The sequence below is a fragment of the Streptomyces sp. NPDC127084 genome (assembly GCF_042724175.1).
GTDB lineage: Bacteria > Actinomycetota > Actinomycetes > Streptomycetales > Streptomycetaceae > Streptomyces.
In genome coordinates this window covers 1-19,524 of the sequence record NZ_JBHXFA010000104.1, presented here as the reverse complement: position 1 = coordinate 19,524, position 19,524 = coordinate 1, and the positions used below count along the sequence as shown (strand labels likewise).

15 protein-coding genes are annotated in these 19,524 nt (G+C 70.3%); 9 read left to right on the top strand and 6 right to left on the bottom strand.

The features are described 5' to 3' along the window. Nucleotides 1-100: 100 nt before the first annotated feature. Nucleotides 101-364: a WhiB family transcriptional regulator gene (locus ACFWI9_RS22925; protein WP_077974550.1), complete on the bottom strand. Its 264-nt coding sequence runs from the start codon at nt 362-364 to the stop codon at nt 101-103. Nucleotides 365-1,089: 725 nt separating this feature from the next. Between ACFWI9_RS22925 and ACFWI9_RS22920 the strand changes: the two genes are divergently transcribed. The 3 genes from ACFWI9_RS22920 to ACFWI9_RS22910 all read left to right on the top strand — a co-directional run bounded on the left by ACFWI9_RS22920 (nt 1,090) and on the right by ACFWI9_RS22910 (nt 3,955). Then, entirely contained in the window at nt 1,090-1,593 is a 504-nt protein-coding gene (locus ACFWI9_RS22920; protein WP_387164679.1) for a cysteine dioxygenase, read from the top strand. Between the two features lie 71 nt (nt 1,594-1,664). After that, nucleotides 1,665-2,621, top strand: coding sequence for a 2-phospho-L-lactate transferase (cofD, locus tag ACFWI9_RS22915; RefSeq protein ID WP_387164677.1), 957 nt, complete (start codon nt 1,665-1,667; stop codon nt 2,619-2,621). Then, nucleotides 2,618-3,955 (top strand): coenzyme F420-0:L-glutamate ligase, encoded by a 1,338-nt coding sequence (locus tag ACFWI9_RS22910; RefSeq protein ID WP_387164676.1) that lies wholly within the window; start codon nt 2,618-2,620, stop codon nt 3,953-3,955. Before cofD ends, ACFWI9_RS22910 begins: the two co-directional genes overlap by 4 nt. A gap of 46 nt (nt 3,956-4,001) precedes the next feature. Here the strand turns inward: ACFWI9_RS22910 and ACFWI9_RS22905 are convergent, their stop codons facing one another. The 3 genes from ACFWI9_RS22905 to ACFWI9_RS22895 form a co-directional block, all read right to left on the bottom strand. Next, nucleotides 4,002-5,045 (bottom strand): DNA-3-methyladenine glycosylase family protein, encoded by a 1,044-nt coding sequence (locus ACFWI9_RS22905; protein ID WP_387164674.1) that lies wholly within the window; start codon nt 5,043-5,045, stop codon nt 4,002-4,004. 65 nt (nt 5,046-5,110) lie between these two features. Further along, complete coding sequence (locus tag ACFWI9_RS22900) at nt 5,111-6,202, bottom strand: sugar phosphate nucleotidyltransferase (protein WP_387164672.1); 1,092 nt, start codon at nt 6,200-6,202, stop codon at nt 5,111-5,113. Between the two features lie 174 nt (nt 6,203-6,376). Next, nucleotides 6,377-8,041 carry a peptidoglycan recognition protein gene (locus ACFWI9_RS22895; protein WP_387164670.1) on the bottom strand — a complete coding sequence of 555 codons (1,665 nt, stop codon included), beginning with the start codon at nt 8,039-8,041 and terminating at the stop codon, nt 6,377-6,379. A 127-nt stretch (nt 8,042-8,168) separates the two neighbouring features. Between ACFWI9_RS22895 and ACFWI9_RS22890 the strand changes: the two genes are divergently transcribed. The 4 genes from ACFWI9_RS22890 to ACFWI9_RS22875 all read left to right on the top strand — a co-directional run bounded on the left by ACFWI9_RS22890 (nt 8,169) and on the right by ACFWI9_RS22875 (nt 14,477). Beyond that, entirely contained in the window at nt 8,169-8,924 is a 756-nt protein-coding gene (locus ACFWI9_RS22890; protein ID WP_387164669.1) for a TIGR03089 family protein, read from the top strand. A 119-nt stretch (nt 8,925-9,043) separates the two neighbouring features. Beyond that, a complete protein-coding gene (locus ACFWI9_RS22885) occupies nt 9,044-10,663 on the top strand; it encodes an LCP family protein (RefSeq protein WP_387164667.1) in 1,620 nt (539 codons plus the stop codon). A gap of 247 nt (nt 10,664-10,910) precedes the next feature. Further along, nucleotides 10,911-12,680 (top strand): LCP family protein, encoded by a 1,770-nt coding sequence (locus ACFWI9_RS22880; RefSeq protein WP_387164665.1) that lies wholly within the window; start codon nt 10,911-10,913, stop codon nt 12,678-12,680. 33 nt (nt 12,681-12,713) lie between these two features. Next, on the top strand, nt 12,714-14,477 hold the full coding sequence (locus ACFWI9_RS22875) for an LCP family protein (protein WP_387164664.1): 1,764 nt from the start codon (nt 12,714-12,716) through the stop codon (nt 14,475-14,477). 106 nt (nt 14,478-14,583) lie between these two features. Here the strand turns inward: ACFWI9_RS22875 and ACFWI9_RS22870 are convergent, their stop codons facing one another. Then, nucleotides 14,584-15,621 carry a glycosyltransferase family 2 protein gene (locus tag ACFWI9_RS22870; RefSeq protein ID WP_387164662.1) on the bottom strand — a complete coding sequence of 346 codons (1,038 nt, stop codon included), beginning with the start codon at nt 15,619-15,621 and terminating at the stop codon, nt 14,584-14,586. A gap of 334 nt (nt 15,622-15,955) precedes the next feature. Here ACFWI9_RS22870 and ACFWI9_RS22865 point away from each other — a divergent pair, with 334 nt between their 5' ends. After that, nucleotides 15,956-17,341, top strand: a complete 1,386-nt coding sequence (locus ACFWI9_RS22865) for an LCP family protein (protein ID WP_387164660.1) — start codon at nt 15,956-15,958, stop codon at nt 17,339-17,341. Between the two features lie 85 nt (nt 17,342-17,426). Here ACFWI9_RS22865 and ACFWI9_RS22860 read toward each other — a convergent pair whose 3' ends face one another. Continuing rightward, nucleotides 17,427-17,975 carry an acyl-CoA thioesterase gene (locus ACFWI9_RS22860; protein WP_387164657.1) on the bottom strand — a complete coding sequence of 183 codons (549 nt, stop codon included), beginning with the start codon at nt 17,973-17,975 and terminating at the stop codon, nt 17,427-17,429. A 161-nt stretch (nt 17,976-18,136) separates the two neighbouring features. Here ACFWI9_RS22860 and ACFWI9_RS22855 point away from each other — a divergent pair, with 161 nt between their 5' ends. Next, nucleotides 18,137-19,417, top strand: a complete 1,281-nt coding sequence (locus ACFWI9_RS22855; protein ID WP_387164654.1) for an LCP family protein — start codon at nt 18,137-18,139, stop codon at nt 19,415-19,417. Nucleotides 19,418-19,524 lie beyond the last annotated feature (107 nt).

Sequence of the window (19,524 nt, the reverse complement as noted above, 5' to 3'; positions counted from 1 at the left end):
TCACTTTCAGCCGGCGTCGGTCCGCACCGGCCCGTATCAGCAGGGCGCCGACCTGTGCCTGGCCCCGGCATCGAGTCCGCGCCGCCCGGACCGCGTTCGATCAGACAGCGGCCTTCTTCAGTCGACGCCGCTCACGCTCGGACAGTCCGCCCCAGATTCCGAATCGCTCGTCGTTGGCCAGGGCGTACTCAAGGCATTCGGAACGGACTTCACAGGCCAGACAGACCTTCTTGGCCTCGCGAGTGGAACCGCCCTTCTCGGGAAAAAAGGACTCGGGGTCGGTCTGGGCGCACAACGCGCGCTCCTGCCAGCCGAGTTCCTCTTCCGCGTCTTCGACCAGCAGTTGTTGGAACAGCTCGGTCATGTGCGCCCCTCGTCTGTCATTGCGTCCCCGTGAAGCAGCCGTTACCGATTTCGGCCGAACGACACGAGTGAAATTACAAGTGTGTGGATCCGGGCCAGTCAAGCCGAGATCTGCTATTGCGCCCCGTATTCACCCTGCGGAACCAAGGCCGTGCGGAAAGTGTGTAAATCACAAGAAATAAGACACTCACCACCGCCTCACCCACGCGCGCTCCGCACCAACTCCTCCCTGCTTCTCCTCTCCTCAACGAGCCCTCGGGGAGCCGGTATGCACCGACCTTCCGAAAAGGAGGACGCCGAAGTGTTCGATCTTGTTGCGATCCAGCCACACAAGCGATCCGGATCACAGTCTGATCACGAAGGTCCGACGACGTTTGGGAGTGCGACTGCTGCGCCATGTCTCCGGCCACGCCCACGCACAAACCTTTCTCCGAGCGGAGTAACCGGATGAGGTGAATCAATACCCCCAAATCGGTCATTGGGTTGACATCCCGGCTCCGATTGGCCACCTTGGGGGCATGCCAGCGACTGCAGCGCCTCACGCGACCCACCTCGGTGGGTTCCGCCGCGCTGCCCTGACTCGCTGTTGCTGTTGCTGTTCCAGCTGTTGATGCCCCAGCGCTCCGGCTCACCTCCCCGCTCGCCGTCCTTCGCGGCCGCCACGGGGTTCGCGACACCCCAGCTCTGACTCCTCTTCTCTTCTCCGCCGAGGAACCACCGCACTCCATGAACAGCAACAGCGACGTCCAGATCGCCGGCGACATCCTCGAGGTCCAGCACCTCCTCCAGCCCGCACGCGAGCACCCCGCGACCGTGGCCGAGTTCGCCGGGCTCGCCCGCTCCATCGCCGCCGACCGCGGCCAATGGGCGCATCTCGTCCGATACGACGCCACCACCCGCTGGTACCACCGGCTGCGCACCGGCCCCGGCTACGAGGTCTGGCTGCTCTCCTGGGTGCCAGGACAGGGCAGCGGGCTGCATGACCACGGCCGGTCGTCCGGTGTGCTGACCGTCCTGGACGGCGAGTTGGCGGAGCGCACCGCCACCGCGACGCGCACCCTGGCGCCGGGGGCGCAGCGGGTGTTCGCGCCCGGATATGTGCACGAGGTGGTCAACGACTCGCTCGAACCGGCGGTGAGCCTGCACGTGTACTTCCCGGGGCTCACCGAGATGCCGATGCACACCGCCGCCCACTGCACAGCCGCCCACCAGGCCCCCGTCACCACCTGATCACCGCCCGGCCACACCCCTGCCGATCACCACCCCCACCGGCGCGGACCGGGCACTGACACACTGTCCTCATGCGCATTGTGGTTCTGGCCGGCGGTATCGGCGGTGCTCGTTTTCTCCGTGGTCTCAAGGCAGCGGCGCCCGAAGCCGACATCACGGTCATCGGCAACACCGGTGACGACATCCATCTGTTCGGACTGAAGGTCTGCCCCGACCTCGACACGGTGATGTACACGCTCGGCGGCGGCATCAACGAGGAGCAGGGCTGGGGGCGCGAGGACGAGAGCTTCCAGGTCAAGAGCGAGCTCGCGGCCTACGGAGTGGGCCCCGAGTGGTTCGGGCTCGGCGACCGCGACTTCGCCACGCACATCGTCCGAACGCAGATGCTGGGCGCGGGCTATCCGCTCAGCGCCGTCACCGAGGCCCTGTGCGCCCGGTGGCAGCCGGGTGTGCGGCTACTGCCGATGTCCGACGACCGGGTCGAGACCCATGTCGCCATCGAGGCGGACGGTGAGCGCAAGGCGATCCACTTCCAGGAGTACTGGGTCAGGCTCCGGGCCTCCGTCGACGCCCACGCAATCGTTCCGGTCGGAGCCGAGCAAGCCAAACCCGCCCCCGGTGTACTGGAGGCGATCGGTGCCGCTGATGTGATCGTCTTCCCGCCGTCCAACCCCGTGGTCAGCATCGGGACGATCCTCGCGGTGCCCGGCATCAGGGAGGCGATCGCGGACGCGGGCGTCCCGGTGGTGGGCCTCTCCCCCATCGTCGGCGACGCGCCGGTACGCGGGATGGCCGACAAGGTGCTCGCGGCCGTCGGGGTCGAGTCCACCGCCGCCGCCGTGGCCGGGCACTACGGCTCAGGGCTGCTGGACGGCTGGCTGGTCGACACGGTGGACGCGGGATCCGTGGCCGAGATCGAGGCGGCGGGGATCCGCTGCAAGGCCGTGCCGCTGATGATGACGGACATCGACGCGACCGCGGCGATGGCCCGGGAGGCCCTGGCGCTCGCGGCTGAGGTACGCGCATGACGGCGCCGGCGTCACCGGAGGGCCCCTCGGCGGCACCGTCGTACCGTGTCTGGGCGCTGCCCGGCCTTCCGGAAGTGCGGGCCGGCGATGACGTCGCCAAGCTGATCGCGGCCACCGAGCCGGGCCTGGCGGACGGCGACGTGCTGCTCGTCACCTCCAAGATCGTGAGCAAGGCGGAGGGCCGCGTCCTCGCCGCCGACGACCGGGAGGCCGCGATCGACGCGGAGACCGTACGGGTCGTGGCGCGCCGCGGAAACCTGCGTATCGTGCAGAACCGGCAGGGCCTGATCATGGCCGCCGCCGGGGTCGACGCCTCCAACACCCCCTCCGGAACGGTGCTGCTGCTGCCGGAGGACCCGGACGCCTCCGCCGCGCGCATCCGCGAGGGACTGCGGGACACCCTCGGCGTCGAGGTCGGTGTCGTCGTCACCGACACCTCCGGGCGCCCCTGGCGTACCGGTCTCACCGATGTCGCCATCGGAGCGGCGGGCGTACGGGTGCTCGACGATCTACGGGGCGGCGTGGACGCGCACGGGAACCCGCTGAGTGCCACGGTGGTCGCCACGGCGGACGAACTGGCGGCGGCCGGTGACCTGGTCAAGGGCAAGACGGCCGGGCTGCCCGTGGCCGTGGTGCGCGGACTCGGACATGTGGTGGCGGGGCACGGCGAGCGGACCGAGGGAGCACACGCGCTGGTGCGGGTCGCCGCGGACGACATGTTCCGGCTCGGCACGTCGGAGGCCGTACGGGAGGCGGTCACGCTGCGCCGGACCGTACGCGCCTTCACGGACGAGCCGGTGGACCCCGGTGCCGTGCGGCGGGCGGTCGCCGCTGCCGTGACCGCCCCGGCGCCCCATCACACGACGCCCTGGCGCTTCGTGCTGCTGGAGTCCGCCGAGGCCCGGGAGGGGCTGCTCGACGCGATGCGGGACGCCTGGATCGCGGACCTGCGACGGGACGGCAAGTCGGAGGAGTCGATCGCCAAGCGGATCAAGCGCGGCGATGTGCTGCGCCGTGCGCCGTATCTGGTGGTGCCGTGCCTGGTGATGGACGGTTCGCACAGCTACGGCGACAAGCGGCGGGACACGGCGGAACGCGAGATGTTCGTCGTCGCGACCGGCGCCGGGGTGCAGAACTTCCTGGTGGCGCTCGCGGGTGAAGGTCTCGGCTCGGCGTGGGTGTCATCGACCATGTTCTGCCGCGAGGTGGTGCGCGAGGCGCTCGATCTGCCCGCGCACTGGGACCCGATGGGCGCGGTGGCCGTGGGACGCGCGGCGGAGCCCCCGAAGGACCGTCCGGGGCGCGACGCGGAGACGTTCATCAGCGTGCGGTGAGGTCCACCGCGTCAGGTGTCTCACCGCCGTGTGGCCGCACCCGGGGTCAGAGGGACCCGATGTCCCCGCGCGGCATCCTCGGCTTCCGGCGCGCCGGGGTGCGCCCGCTCAGCAGGATCAGCCGGGCGGCGCGGTGCCGCTGGCCCGCGTACGGCTCCAGCAGCGCCAGCATCGCGGCGTCGTCGGCGTCCCGGTCGTCGGCGAGGGCGTAACCGACGATGCCGGGGAGGTGCAGATCGCCCACCGTGACGGCGTCGGGGGCCCCGTTGCTGCGCTGGATGGTCTCGGCGCTGGTCCAGGGGCCGATGCCGGGGATCAGCTCCAGGCGGGCCTGGGCCTGCCCGGGGGCCATCGCTGCGGCCTCCTCCATACGGGGGGCGACCCGTACGGCACGCAGGATGGTCCCGGCACGCTTGTCGTCCACGCCCGCGCGGTGCCACTCCCAGGACGGGATGAGGGCCCAGGTGCGCGGCTGCGGCATGACGGCCATGCGGTCGGGCGCGGGCCCGGGTGCGGGCTCGCCGTATTTCCGTACGAGCAGGCGCCAGGCCCGGTACGCCTCGTCGGCGGTGACCTTCTGTTCCAGGATCGACGGGATCAGGGACTCCATGACCAGCCCGGTGGCGGTCAGCCGCAGCCCGGGGCGGCGGCGGTGGGTGAGCGCGACAAGGCGGTGGCGCGGCTCGAAGGCACCCGGGTCGTCGGACTCGCCGAGCAGGGCGGGGAGCTGTTCCAGCAGCCATTCGGCACCCGGGCCCCAGGCTTCGGCGTGTACGGCGCCGTCCCGGGCGGCGACCCGCAGGGTGCCGGGGCCCGCGGGAGTGAGGCTGGCACGCCATACCGAGCCGTCCGGTGTGGTGCGGAACGTGGGGTCGGCGGGGCCGCGGCGCAACGGGCCGAGCACCAGACCGAGATCAAGCGGGCCAGGCGGCACATAGCGCCGCTCCAGCCCCCGGGCGCCGGACGCCGCCGCCCCCGTCTCCCTCGGCGCCGGCAGCGGTGACCCGGTCCCGGGCGCCGGTACGGCCACCTCGCCACCGCGCGTGGTGGCGCGTGTGACGGGGGGACGGGGGGCGAAGCGTCCAGCCACGGATCAGGTCCTCGCGGGTCCTCGGGGCGGTCGGGTCTGCTGAGCTGCCGGGGGTTCCTTCGAGGCTACTGGTCCGACGAGAAGCGGATCGCCCCCGCGGGCAGTGTGGCGTCGCACCACACCCGCACGCCCTCGCGCAGTTCGTTGTCGGGACCGATGACCGCACCGTCCCCGACGACCACGCCGGACAGAGCCGAGCGAGCGCCCACCCGCGCTCCGACGCCGATCAGTGAGTCCGTGACGACCGCGCCCGGTTCGATGACCGCGCCGTCGAGGATCGTGCTGCCGCTGACCCGCGCACCCTCACCGACGGACGCGCCGGCGCCGACCACTGTGCCACCGGTGAGTTTGGCGTCCGCCGCGACGGCGGCCGTGGGGAGCACCAGCCGCTCACCGTGGCGCCCGGGGACGGCCGGGGACGGGGCGCTGCCGAGTACCAGGTCGGCGGAGCCTCGTACGAACGCCTGGGGGGTGCCCAGGTCCAGCCAGTACGTGGAGTCCACCATGCCCTGCAGATGCGCCCCCGCCGCCAGCAGTTCGGGAAAGGTCTCCCGTTCGACCGAGACCGGGCGGCCTGCCGGGATGCTGTCGACGACCGAGCGGCGGAAGACGTAGGCGCCCGCGTTGATCTGGTCGGTGACGATCTCCTCGGGGGTCTGCGGCTTCTCCAGGAATGCCGTCACCCGCCCCTGCCCGTCCGTGGGGACCAGGCCGAAGGCCCGCGGGTCGGCGACCCTGGTCAGATGGAGTGAGACATCCGCCCCGGTGCGCTCATGGGTGTCCACCAGGGCCCTGATGTCGAGACCGGTGAGGATGTCCCCGTTGAAGATCAGCACCGGCTCGTCAGGTCCTGACCGCAGCCGCGAGGCCACGTTCCGGATCGCGCCGCCGGTGCCGAGGGGCTCCACCTCGGTCACGTACTCCAGTTCAAGGCCCAGCGACGAGCCGTCGCCGAAGTACGGCTCGAAGACCTCCGCGAGGTACGACGTGGCGAGCACGATGTGCTTCACACCGGCCGCGCGCGCCCTGGCCAGCTGATGGGTCAGGAACGGCACTCCGGCCGCCGGAACCATGGGCTTGGGCGTGTTCACGGTGAGCGGGCGCAGCCGGGTGCCTTTGCCGCCGACCAGGAGGATCGCTTCTTGGGCCTGGGTCAATGCCTTCTCTGCTTCCTGTTCCTGCTGGGGCTGCGATTCATGCGTATGGCCCGTCAGTGTATGCAGCCTGTTCGTACATATGTGTGCGGCGGTGCGGCGATACGTGTACGGACGTACGAGTGAACGACTCGGCAGACGTACCGGCGTGCGAGCGAACAGGCGCCCGCAGGCGACTCAGCGGCCCTGGAGCTTCGCCGCCGCGCTGCGCGCCGTGGCGAGCTTGCTGTAGAGCCGGGCACCCGGGCAGTCCGTCGCGAATCCGTCGCGGTGCCCGGAGATGACGTTGAGTTTGGCCTTGGTGCCCTTCGGGAACTTGTTGCCGCCACCTGAGGTGAGCAGTGTCGTGGCCTTGGGGTTCACTCCGAACAGCCCGAGCTTCCAGGCGGTGAGCCGGGCGATCGCGTTCACCGCGGCGGTGGCCGGCTGGGCCGAGCTGAAGGTGCCGATGACCGCGATGCCCATGCTGTCGGTGTTGAACCCGAGCGTGTGCGCGCCCATGACCGCCTTGGTCACGCCACCGGCGCGCCCCTCGTAGATGTTTCCGCACCTGTCGATCACGAAGTTGTAACCGATGTCCCGCCAACCACTGCTGACCACGTGGTAGCGGTAGATGCCGCGGATGACGGAGGGCGCCTGGGAGCAGGCGTACGTGTTACCTGTCGCGGTGTGATGCACAAACGCCGCTTTGACTGTTTTCGAGTAGATGAACTGCTTTTCACGGAGCGACTCGTCCGCCCCCCAGCCCTTGCGGGTGACGATGGCGGGGCGTGGGCCGATATAGGTCTTGAGCGCGCTCGCGTCCTCCAGAGTCCCGGCCGCACCGTCAGGCCCGGCCTCGCTCTCCGACTCCTCCTTGGCTAGAGCGGGGATCAGATCGGCGCCCAGCGGCGCGAGATCGGCGTTTACGGCGGTGGCGGCGGCTGCTTCGGGGGACATCGCCGCGAGCACGGCGGCTTCGGCGGCGGCCTGCTGGCCCGGCGTCGCGGTCTCCTCCTCACCCGCGAGGGGGTCCATCAGCGACTCGATCGGGGTCTCGGGCAGGGTGGCCGCGGCCGGGGGGTTACCGGGCCGTGTCGCGGGATTGCCCGGCTGCGCCGCGTGGCTACCGGGCCGTGTGGCGGGTACGGTGCCGTCCTCCGGCGCCGGACCGACCGCACCTGCCGCCGGTGCCGCGCCGACCGCACCGCCGGCCCCCTGCGTCCTCCGCGCAGCCGCTGTCTCCGGCCCCTGCCCCGGATCAACGAGCTCCACCCGCAGCCCGGACGGCAGCCCCAGCGCCTTGTCACCCGGCACCCTGGCGACGGCCCCTGCATCGGCCCCGGCGCCCGGGACGGCTTCGGCCCCGTCGGCGGCTCCCTCGGCGATCCGCTCCGAAACCACCCGGACCTCCACACCGTCCGAGGCACCGACCCACAACGGCGCCGTCGCACCGTGCACCCGGCCGCTACCGGCTCGTTCCACGGAGTCCGGGTCGGCACCGTGCTGATGGTCGTCCGCCTCAAGCGCCTGCCATCCGGTCCAGGAAGTGGACCCCACCGCCCTGGTACGGACCTGGACCGCACCGTGCAGCACGGCGTCGGGATCGTCCCAGACCACGCCGAGCAGCGAGAACGGCCGGACATCCCTCGGCGCGAGGCCCTGCGCCTCGACGGTGCCGCCCACCCGCTCCACGACGGGGAGACGGGACAGCGGCAGGGACTGGGTGGAGCCCGGCGGCTCCGGCAGGGGCAGGCCGGACGCGGCGGCGGCAGCCGCTGTACCCGACTCCAGCGCGAGAACGGGAAGCACGAGCGCGGCGGTGCACGCGACGCTGATCGAGGAAGCAAGGAAGGCACGCATGAGCACGATCTTTGAGCGCGTCACCCGCCCTCGCCGCCCGGGAAAATGACGGATCGTTGGCCCGACCGTGGGCGCCGTCACCGTGACGGCCGGGCCCGCCCCGACCGCGCGGCGTACCCTTGCGCGGGTGAACCCCAGCGACCGCACCCCCGCCGACCTGCTGCGATCCGCCTTCAAGGCCGACCAGGCACGCCCCTTGGTCACCTTCTACGACGACGCCACCGGTGAACGCGTCGAATTGTCCGTCGCGACCTTCGCCAATTGGGTGGCCAAGACAGCCAACCTCCTCCAGGACGGGCTCTCCGCCGAGCCAGGCCAACGGGTGGCACTGCTACTGCCCGCGCACTGGCAGAGCGCGGTCTGGCTGCTCGCTTGTGCGTCCGTCGGTGTGGTGGCGGAGGTGGGCGGCGCTCCCGAGACCGCCGATCTGGTGGTGAGCGGCCCCGAATCGCTCGACGCGGCCCGCGCCTGCCCCGGGGAGCGGGTGGCGCTCGCCCTGCGTCCGCTCGGCGGCCGGTTCCCGCAGCCGCCCAAGGGCTTCACCGACTACGCGGTGGAGGTTCCCGGGATGGCCGACCTCTTCCACCCCTACGAGCCGGTCGACCCGGACGCACCCGCGCTCGCCGTCGCCGGTGGTGGGGAACTGACGGGCGCCCAGCTCGTGGAGCGGGCGCGGGCGGATGCCGGACGGCTCGGTCTGACGGCCGGTTCCCGACTGCTGTCCGGACAGGCGTACGACTCCTGGGAGGGGCTGTCCCACGGTCTGTACGCACCACTCGCCGCGGGCGGCTCGGTGGTCCTGTGCCGCAACCTGGACCGGCTGTCTCCGGAGGAGCTGGAGAAGCGCCTGGAGAGCGAGCGGGTCACCCACCGCGCCCTGTGAGGCACGCCGGCTCCACCCGTACGGCGCACCGGCACCCCGGGCCCACAGGCCGGAGTGCCGGGTCCGGGACATGATCAGCGGTACGTACGTACAGAGAACGACCGCGAGGATGGACCCACGTGACGGACAGCGCCGGCCGGCCCGCCGAACCGGAGGACGAGAAGTCGGTCGCGGCTGCCGCGGCCGGCTCGGCCGGCCATGCCGCGGACGGCGCCGGGCCCGTCCTGCCGTCACTGCCGTCAGCATCGATGCAGCCGTCAGCACAGGATTCGTGCTCGGGGACTCCGACCGACGCATCGGCGGGATCCGACCATCCGGCCGAGCCACTGCTGGCGCCCCCGGTGCCGCTGTTCGGCCCCTCGGACATCGCCCCGTCCGGCTTCGGCACCGCCCGTGTCGGTCCCGGTGGCGCCGGGGCGGGGATCGGTTCGGCGCGTGTGGGCGCGGCCCGGATCAGGCGCCTGGGGATCCGTTCGACGGGTGGCCCCGGCCTCGGGGACAGCGGCAACGGCGGCAACGGCTCCGGTGATTCCGGCGGCTCCGGAGGTTCCGGCGGCGACGGCTCCGGCGGGACGGGACGGAACCCCGGCCCCGGCCCCCGCAGGCGCCACCGGCTGCGCTGGGCCGCACTCGCCGTCTCCGTGGCCGTGCTGGCGGTCTCCGCGGTGAGCTGGTGGTTCTACCGGAAGCTCGACAGCAACATCACCACGGATCTCACCGCGGCGCAGGAGCTGGCCCGCTACGACAAGGAGCGTCCGCTGCCCGCCGCCCGCGGGGCGCTCAATCTCCTGCTCATCGGTTCCGACACCCGGGCCGGCTCCGGGAACGGCGCGTACGGCAAGACCAAGGGCCAGCGGTCCGACACCACGATCCTGCTGCATCTGGCCCGGGACCGGCGCAGCGTGACCGCTGTCTCCGTGCCGCGCGATCTGATGGTGACCGTCCCGAGCTGCCGTACGCCCGGCGGCACCCGCACCGCCTACCAGGTCGCGCAGTTCAACTCGGCCTTCTCGCTCGGCGGCGCGGCCTGCACGATCCGCACGGTCGAACGCCTCACCGGCATCCGCCTGGACCATCACATGGTGGTCGACTTCCGCGGCTTCAAGGACATGGTCGACGCCGTCGACGGGGTCACGGTCTGCCTGAAGAAGCCCATCGACGACCAGGACGCGCATCTCAAACTGAAGGCGGGCAGGCAGACCCTCAACGGAGAGCAGGCCCTCGGTTTCGTACGTGCTCGCAAGACCCTCGGCAACGGCAGCGACACCGAACGCATGGGCAGGCAGCAGCAGTTCCTCGGCGCCCTGGTGAAGAAGGTGCAGAGCGACGGGGTACTGCTCAATCCGGCGAAGCTGTACCCGGTCCTGGACGCGGCGACCAAGTCGATCACGACGGATCCGGGGCTGAACTCGCTGAAGGATCTCTTCGACCTGACCCGCGCCCTGCGGAACGTTCCCATGGACCGGGTGCGGTTCCTGACCGTACCGCGCCAGCCGTATGCCCAGGATCCCAACCGCGACGCGCTGGTGGAGCCGAAGGCGAGTCAGCTCTTCGAGCGGTTGCGCGAGGACCAGCCCGTAGTGGTCGCCCCGGCGAAGAAGTCGAGCAGCAACACGACCGATACAACTGATTCGACCACGGAGAGTGATCAGAATCAGGACGGCACCGGCTCTGCCGCCAATCCGAGCGCGACGCCGACATTCACCGGCAGCAGTGCCGCTTCCGGCGGCTGCGCGTGACATCGCGATTGCCGCGAGTGAAGCAATAGCCAAGGCGCCACTCACAGTCCACGGAGTTTGGGCAAATTGCCCGGTTGTAAGGTGCGTGGAATTTGTCACGGACGTCGCCCGTCGCTGAGCTGGGCGGATAGTGTGACGCGATCCGGTACGCGAAAGCTGCGAAGTCACAGACAACCGGATCGAGAAACCGAGCGTCTTCAGGGGGGAGAGACGCCTCGCGTGGCACCGACGGAGGACGCAAACAACCGTGGACGCGCAGAGCCGTGGCCGGGCGGACGACATCGATCCCGCCGACCAGTGGGTACTGAACCCGCAGACGGGCAATTACGAATTGCGACTGGATCGCTCCGCAGGGCATTCAGTCGGCGCCCCCCGTACCTCCGGCGGTGCCCCGAGAGCCGGTGAACGCGGCGGCGCCACCCGTACCGCCTCTTCCCGCGCGGACGCCCCAGGGAGGACGGACGTACCCGGCCAGCGGACCCGCCGGTCCGCCCGGGGCGCGGGAGCGTCGGGCGGGGCGGACGGCGGCACACCCGCCGGTGGCCCCGGACGCCGCAAGCGCAAGCAGCGCAAGAGCCGCAAGAAGAAGGTGCTGCTGTGGACCGGCGGCACGCTCGCACTGCTGATGGTCGGCACGGCCGGCGCCGGATACCTGTACTACGAGCACCTGAACTCCAACATCACGTCCATCTCGGACGACGGAGCGGGCACCGGGGGCTTCAGTCCCGACCGGGCGATCAACATCCTGCTGATCGGCACGGACAAGCGCACCGGCGAGGGCAACAGCGGCTACGGCGACAAGAACAGCCCAGGCCATGCGGACACCACGGTGTTGCTGCATGTGTCCAAGGACCGCGGGAACGCGACCGCGTTGAGCATTCCCCGCGACCTGATCACGGACATCCCGGACTGTCAGACCACACAGGAGGACGGCTCCACCAAGGTCATCCCGGGGTCGCGGGACGTCCGGTTCAACGTGAGCCTGGGCCAGTCCGGCCGTACCCCGAGCTGCACCATGCGCACGGTCACGGAGATCACCGGCATACAGATCGACCACTTCATGGTGGCCGACTTCAACGCCGTGAAGACCCTGACGTCGGCCGTGGAAGGCGTACCGATCTGCCTGGCGAAGCCGGTCAACGACAAGGAGTCCGGACTCGACCTGCCCGAGGGCGAGCACGTCATCGAGGGCGAGCAGGCGCTCGCGTTCGTCCGGACCCGGAAGTCGTTCGGCAACAGCGGTGATCTCGACCGCATCAAGGTGCAGCAGCAGTTCCTCAGCGGGCTGATGCGCAAACTGAAGTCGAACGACACCCTCACCAGTCCCACCAAGCTGTTCAAGCTCGCGGAGGCCGGAACCAAGGCACTGACCGTCGACGACAAGATCAGCGACATCGGCAAGCTCCGCGACCTGGGACTTGAGCTGGGCAAGTTCGACATGAAGAACCTGTCGTTCACCACCGTGCCCGTCCTGGACAACCCGGACGAGCCGGTGGGCCGCAAGGCGACGGTCGTTCTCAACGAGGCCAAGGCGGAGGAACTGTTCGCGGCGGTCAAGAACGACGTCTCGCTCACCGAGGTCGAGGCACAGAAGAAGAAGGCCGCCAAGACCAAGCAGGACGCGCTTCTCAAGGGGTCGCGGGCCGAGGCATCGGACGTACGGGTCGATGTCTTCAACGGTGGCGGCCCGGCGGGCTCCGCCCAGCGGACCCTCGACTGGCTGCAGAACTCCGAAGGAGTCCTCAAGTCCAGCAACAAGGGCAACGCACCGGCTGATGTCGCCGCGACACAGCTCGAGTACGCGCCCAACCAGGCCGACCAGGCCCGCAAGCTCGCGGATCTGATGGGCCTGCCTGCCTCGGCGCTGAAGCCCGGCACCGAGAACGCCGAAGGCCTCGAGGCGATGACGCTGACCCTCGGTCCCGATTTCCAGGGCGCAGGGGTGCCCATCAGTGGACCGGCGAAGGCGCCTCAGGTGGAGAAGGTCACGGCGGACAAACAAGTGTGCGCCCAGTGAGCCTGGACGACCGGGCCCGCTGGCGCGCCTGACATGACTACAGGGGGACCTGGGGTGGTACAGAGCGGCGTGCGTGGGGAGGGGACGCAGGAGCGCTTCCCGCACGCGGACGGACAGGGCAGCGGGTACAACGGCGGACCGGAGGGCGGCGGAGAGCACTCCGGCAGATCCGGTGGCGCAGCAGGATCCGGTGGCGTCGGCGGGTACGGGGGCGTCGGCGGGTACGGGGGCGTCGGCGGGTACGGGGCCGCGGGGCGGACCGACGCACGGCGCCACAGCGCCACGGGACCACGGCGCGGCCGGCGCGGGAAACGCCGGATACTCCGCTGGGTCGCCGCCGTACTGTCCCTGCTGATACTCGGCACGGCCGGCGCCGGATACCTGTACTACCGCCATCTCAACAACAACATCAAGAAGGACGACCTCAACCTCGGCAAGAACCAGATGGCCGAGCACAGGGCGAACGCCGCGGGCCAGACGCCGCTGAACATCCTGCTCATCGGGTCCGACGCGCGTAACTCCAAGGCGAACCAGGAACTCGGCGGAGCGCGGGACACCTTCGACGGGCCGCCGCTCGCGGATGTGCAGATGCTGGTGCACGTCTCCGCCGACCGCAGCAACATGTCGGTGGTCAGCATGCCCCGGGACACCGTGCTGAAGATCCCCGAGTGCACCGAACGCGACAACGGGAAGACCTACAAGGCCACGGGCTGGACGCTCACCAACGAATCGCTCCAGCGCGGTGGCCCCGGCTGCACCGTGGCGACCTGGTATCAGCTCACCGGTATCACCATCGACCACTTCATGATGGTGGACTTCGCCGGGGTGGTCTCGATGGCCGACGCGATCGGCGGCGTACCGGTCTGCGTCAGGGACAACATCGAATCCCGCACCTCGGACGGCAAGGGCTCCGGTCTGAAGCTGGCCGAGGGCACGCACCCGATCAAGGGCGAGCAGGCGCTGCAGTGGCTGCGGACGCGGTACGGGTTCGAGGACGGCACCGACCTGGCCCGTACCCACGCCCAGCACATGTACATGAACTCGATGGTGCGCGAGCTGCGCAAGAGCACCAAGCTCACCGATCCGACCAAGCTGCGTGCCCTGGCGGAGGCCGCCACCTCCGCGCTGACCGTGGACAAGGGCCTGGACACCGTGGGGAAGCTCTACGACCTGGCCGAAGAGCTGAAGCGGGTGCCGACCGAGCGCATCACCATGACCACGATGCCGAACTTCTACACCCAGCGGCCCTATTTCGCGGGCAAGGTGGAGCCCAAGCAGCCGGACGCGGAGCAGCTCTTCCGGTCGATACGGGAGGACATCCCGCTGGACGGCAAGGCGTCCAAGCGCAAGCCCGTGCCTGTGTCGAAGGACTTGGCCGCACCGAACGCGGTAATCGGGATCCAGGTACGGAACGGCACGTACACCGATGAACTCGGCTCCGTGAGCGGGCGGGCCGCAGAGGTCGCCGGTGCGCTCGCGGACAAGGGATTCACCCGGGCGGACGCTGACCAGCGTAAGGCCGAGCCGCTGGAGCGCACGGCGGTGTACTTCCCGAGCGCCGAACTGGAGGGCGACGCACAGGCGGTCGCCAAGGCCCTCGGCATCCCGGTGTCCTCGGTGCGGAAGTCCACCGATGTGTCAGGAGTGACGCTGGTGGTCGGCGCCGACTGGCGCGAGGGAAGCACGTACCCGAAGGCGGCGGCCACCGACGACGGCAAGGCGCCGAAGTCGGCGCGCCCGCTCAACGGAGCCGACACCACGGCCTGCATGCAAGTGCAGGAAGGTTTCACCTGGTAGTGGCGGCAACGCGACGGCGGCGGGACCCGGGTACGGACACCCGGTCCCGCCGCCATCTCTCGTACGGGGCGGACGGCCGCTTCGGGCAGCCTCCGCGTACGGACGCTCAGGCGTCGATCGGCGCGTCCGGCGAGGAGTCGCGAACCGCGGGCCTGCGGCTCGCGATGACCTTCCGCGCGAGCGAGCGCGGGCTGGTCAGGAAGCCGAAGCCCCACGACATGTGCATGGTGGCAAGCGCCACGGGGATCTGGAGCCGGGCCTTCAGCGGCAGACCGCGGCCCGCGGGCACCGAGCCCGCGACGATCGCCGCGAGATAGCCCCCGGGGATGACGAAGCCCAGCGGAGTGAGGGCGGCGCCCACCACGGTGCCCGCGGCGATCGCGCACAGCGCGGTCGGCGGGGCGAGGTAGCGCAGATTGATCGAGCCCTGGTGGTAGCGGGCGACGACATGCCGCCAGCGGCCGTAGTCCTTGTACTGCTTGGCCAGCGCCCGGACGCTCGGCCGCGGGCGGTACTGCACCCTCAGCTCGGGAGAGAACCAGATCAGCCCGCCGGCCTCACGGATGCGGAAGTTCAGCTCCCAGTCCTGGGCGCGGATGAACTCCTCGTTGTAGCCGCCCTGCTGCTCCAGCGCCGCCCGCCGGAAGACCCCCAGATAGACGGTCTCGGCGGGGCCGGCCTCACCGCCGGTGTGGAAGGCGGCGTTGCCGACGCCGACCTTCGAGGTCATCGCGGCGGCGACCGCGCGCTCCCAGTCGTTCTCGCCCTCGGCGTGCATGATGCCGCCGACGTTCTGGGCGCCGGTCTCCTCCAGCAGCCGGACGGCGGTCGCGATGTAGTCGGGTGACAGCATCCCGTGGCCGTCGACGCGTACCACTATCGGGTGACGGGAGGCCTTGATCGCGGCGTTGAGCGCGGCCGGGGTGCGCCCGGTGGGATTGGGCACCGTGTGCACCCGGGGGTCCTCACGCACGAGCTCGGCGGCGATCTCGTCGGTGCGGTCCGTCGACGGGCCGAGTGCGATCACCACCTCCATCTCACCCACGTACTCCTGCTGGAGGATGTGGCGGACGGAATCGCGCAGATGCCGCTCCTCGTTGAGGACCGGCATGATCACGGAGACGGCTGGTGCTGCGGTGGACATGGCTTCCTCGGGGGTCCGGGGATTATCCCGGGGAGACTGCGGCTTCGCACGCCACGTTACCGCGAACGGGCGACACGGGTGCGCGCCGCCCGGTCCGCCTCCCGCTGGCCAAGATCGTATGGGCCTACGGTTCTGAGGATCCCCCGACGCCCCCTCCCCCGGCCCCAGCGAGGTGCCACTCGTGCCCACACCGCCCCGCTCGCCCCGCCCGAGGCCCGTGGCCCCCGCGCAGCCACCGCGGCGCAGACCGCAGGAAACCGGTCTGCGGGGTCGCGGCTCACAGGCCGGGACCGCGGCGCGGGCAGCAGCCCCGCCACGCCGCCCCCACTGGCGGATGCGGATGATCACCGGCCTGTCCATGCTGGTGCTCGGTGTGGGCGGAATCGGGCACGCGTTCGTCTCGGGTGTGGACGGCGGCATCGGCCGGGTCGATCCGTTCAAGGACATGAAGAACCGTCCGGCGGCGGGGCGCGGTACGAACATCCTGCTGGTGGGCACCGACGGGCGGGACCGGATCACCCCCGCCGAACGCCGCAAGTACCGGCTCGGCGGCGCCCCCTGCCACTGCACGGACACGATCATGCTGGTCCATGTGTCGCAGGACCAGGAACGCGCGAGCGTGGTGAGCCTGCCGAGGGACACCTTCGTGACCCTTCCCGCCCATACGGACATGACCACCGGACAGCGCCATGGCGCCCATCCGGTGAAGCTGAACGCGGCCTACGCGGAGGGCGGCCCCGCGCTCACGGTGAACACGGTCGAACGCATCACCAAGCTCAAGATCGACCACTACCTGGAGATCGACTTCACCAGCTTCATGAAGACGGTGGACGCCATCGGCGGTGTGCGGATCTGCACCGCCCGGCCGCTGAAGGACACGTACACCGGTCTGGACCTGCCTGCCGGCACCCATGAGCTGGACGGCGGCAAGGCTCTCCAGTACGTGCGCTCGCGGCATGTGGACGGGGCGGCCGACCTGGGCCGGATGCAGCGCCAGCAGCGCTTCATGGCGGCACTGATCCAGCAGGCGACCAGCAGCGGCGTGCTGCTGAACCCGGTGAAGGCCCGCCAGGTCAGCCAGGCGATGCTGCAGTCGGTACGCGCCGACCGGGCCTTCGGCGCCGACCAGATGCTATCCCTCGGCGGCACGATGCGGAACTTCACGCCCGCCTCATCGGAGTTCACCTCGGTGCCCGTACGGGACACCAGCCACCCGATCAAGGGCATCGGCTCGACGGTGGAGTGGGACCCGGTGAAGGCGGAGGCGCTCTTCAGTGCGCTGCGCGAGGACAAACCCCTGTCACCGCCCGAACCGGCGGGCAAGCGGCACGGCACGGCGAAGGTGCTTGTCGACGTGCCACCCGCACAGGTCCGCGTGCAGGTCTACAACGGCACCAGCATCGACGGACTCGGTGCCCGCGTCGACTCCGGCCTGCGTGCGACCGGCTTCGCCGCCGACGGCCGCCCCCGCAACAGCGCGGCCCGCCGTGACCTGCGCCGTACGGTCGTGATGTACGACCCGCGCTGGGACCGCTCGGCGCGCACGCTGGCCGCCGCGCTGCCGGGCAGCGAACTGCGCCCGGTGAAGAACCAGGGGCCCACACTGCGGGTGCTGGCGGGAACGGACTTCACCAAGGTCACCCCCGTGCGGGCGGAGGCGGCTCTGACGGGGCACGGGGAGTTTCGGACGACGACGGGTGACGAGGCGGTCTGTCCGTGAGCCGCTGAACCGCTGAGTCCCGTAGCCGGGGCACCAGGGCGGCAATGGGCGGAGCCGTTGTGACGGTGTGTCAGTCGTACGGGGGTCAGTCGTCCAGGCCCTCGGCCGCGCGCTGCTCGCGAAGCTCCTTGATCGCACGCCGGCGGGCGAGGCGGTGGGTACGGCGAATCTGCGCTTCCTGGTAGCGGCGCTTGTCCTGCTCCGTCTCGGGCATCACGGGCGGCACCGTGCGCGGCTTGCCGTCCGCGTCGACCGCGGCGAACACCAGGTACGCGGATCCGACCTGGGTGGGCGGCGTCGACTCGTTCCAGCGCTCGGCGAGGACTCGTACGCCGATCTCCATGGAACTGCGCCCCGTCCAGTTGCACTGCGCGCGCACATGCACCAGGTCACCCACCCTGACCGGCGCCAGGAACACCATCTCGTCCATGGACGCGGTGACGGCGGGTCCACCCGAGTGCCGCCCCGCGACGGCTCCGGCCGCGTCGTCCACAAGCTTCATGATCACGCCGCCGTGCACGGTCCCGAGCAGGTTCGTTTCATTCGCCGTCATGATGTGGCTGAGAGTGGTGCGTGAAGCCGAGGTGGGTTTACCCGGAATGAAGCCCTCCGGATGCTGGGCCTGGTGTGTCATGCCCTCCACTTTATGTCCACCTCGTGCGGGCCTTGTGCTCGCCCCGTGCCTGGTCCGCGCATCGTCGGCGGCCTTCGCATTGCATCAGCTTCGCTACAGCCGCGGTGCGATTTCTCACCTGCCCTGTCGGCGGGCAGGAGCCGGACTGCACACTGTTCCGCATGAATGATTGGCCCGATGGATACGGACGCGGCGGCCAGGGTGCGGAGCCCGAGGGCCCTCGCGCGATGCGCCATGTGCAGCGACGACCGGTTCCGCAGCAGCAGTCGCAGGGGTACGAGGACAGCTACGGCACCCCTTACGACAGCGGCTACAACACGGGCCAGGTCTATGGGAACCCTGCCGGCCGGCACCCGGGCCACGCCGCACCCGGCGCCCATGGCGGTGGTGGCCACGGTGGCGACGCCTACGGTGACGGTGGGTACGGGCCGGGGGACGGCTACGCGCCCAGACGCCCGGCGCCCGACTGGCGCCGGCGTTTCAAAGTCGGCTTCATATGCGTGCTCGTCATCGCCCTCGGCGTCTCCATAGGCACCTATTTCTGGGCCGACTCCAAGGTGCGCCGCGAAGTGGACCTCTCCAAGGTCATCGAGCGGCCGGAGGAAGGCGAGTGCACGACGTATCTGATCGTCGGCTCGGACAGCCGTGAGGGTCTGAGCGACGAGGACAAGAAGAAGCTGCACACCGGGTCGGCCGAAGGCAAACGGACCGACTCGATGATGATCCTCGCGGCATGCGGCAGCGGGAACACGATGGTCTCACTGCCCCGCGACTCGGACGTGGAGATACCGAGCTTCGTCGGCTCCCAGTCCGGCAAGACGTACAAGGGCACCGGCCGCCGCGTGAAGCTCAACGCGGCGTACGCCGAGGACGGCCCCGAACTGCTCGTCCGCACCGTGGAGTACAACACGGGACTTCGGATCGACCACTACGCGGAGATCGGCTTCGCCGGTTTCGCCAACATCGTGGACGCCCTCGGCGGCGTCGAGATGGACATCCCGAAGGCCTTCAAGGACAAGAACTCCGGCGCGGACTTCCAGGCGGGCAAGCAGACCCTCGACGGCGAGCAGGCCCTCGCCTTCGTCCGCACCCGCTACGCCTTCGCCGGCAGCGACCTGGACCGGACGAAGAACCAGCAGAAGTTCCTTGCCGCGCTCGCCAACCAGGCGGCGACGCCGGGCACCATCCTCAACCCGTTCCAGCTCTACCCGACGCTGGGCGCGGGTCTGGACACCCTCATCGTCGACAAGGACATGTCGCTGTTCGACCTGGGCGAGATGTTCTTCGCGATGAAGAGCGTCAACGGCGGCAATGGGAAGTCCATGAACATCCCGATCTCGGGCAGCCGCGGCGGCAACCTGGTCTGGGACAAGGACAAGGTCAAGCAGCTCGTGGACCAGATCAAGAACGACGAGCGGGTCACGGTCACCTCGGACCGCTGACACGCGGCAGGCTTTCACCGCTCGTGCAAATGTGGCCCCGCCGAGGGGGGGCCCCCGTGGGGGTGGGGGGCCCGGTGTGGGGGGGCCGGCCCGGCGACGCCGGGGGT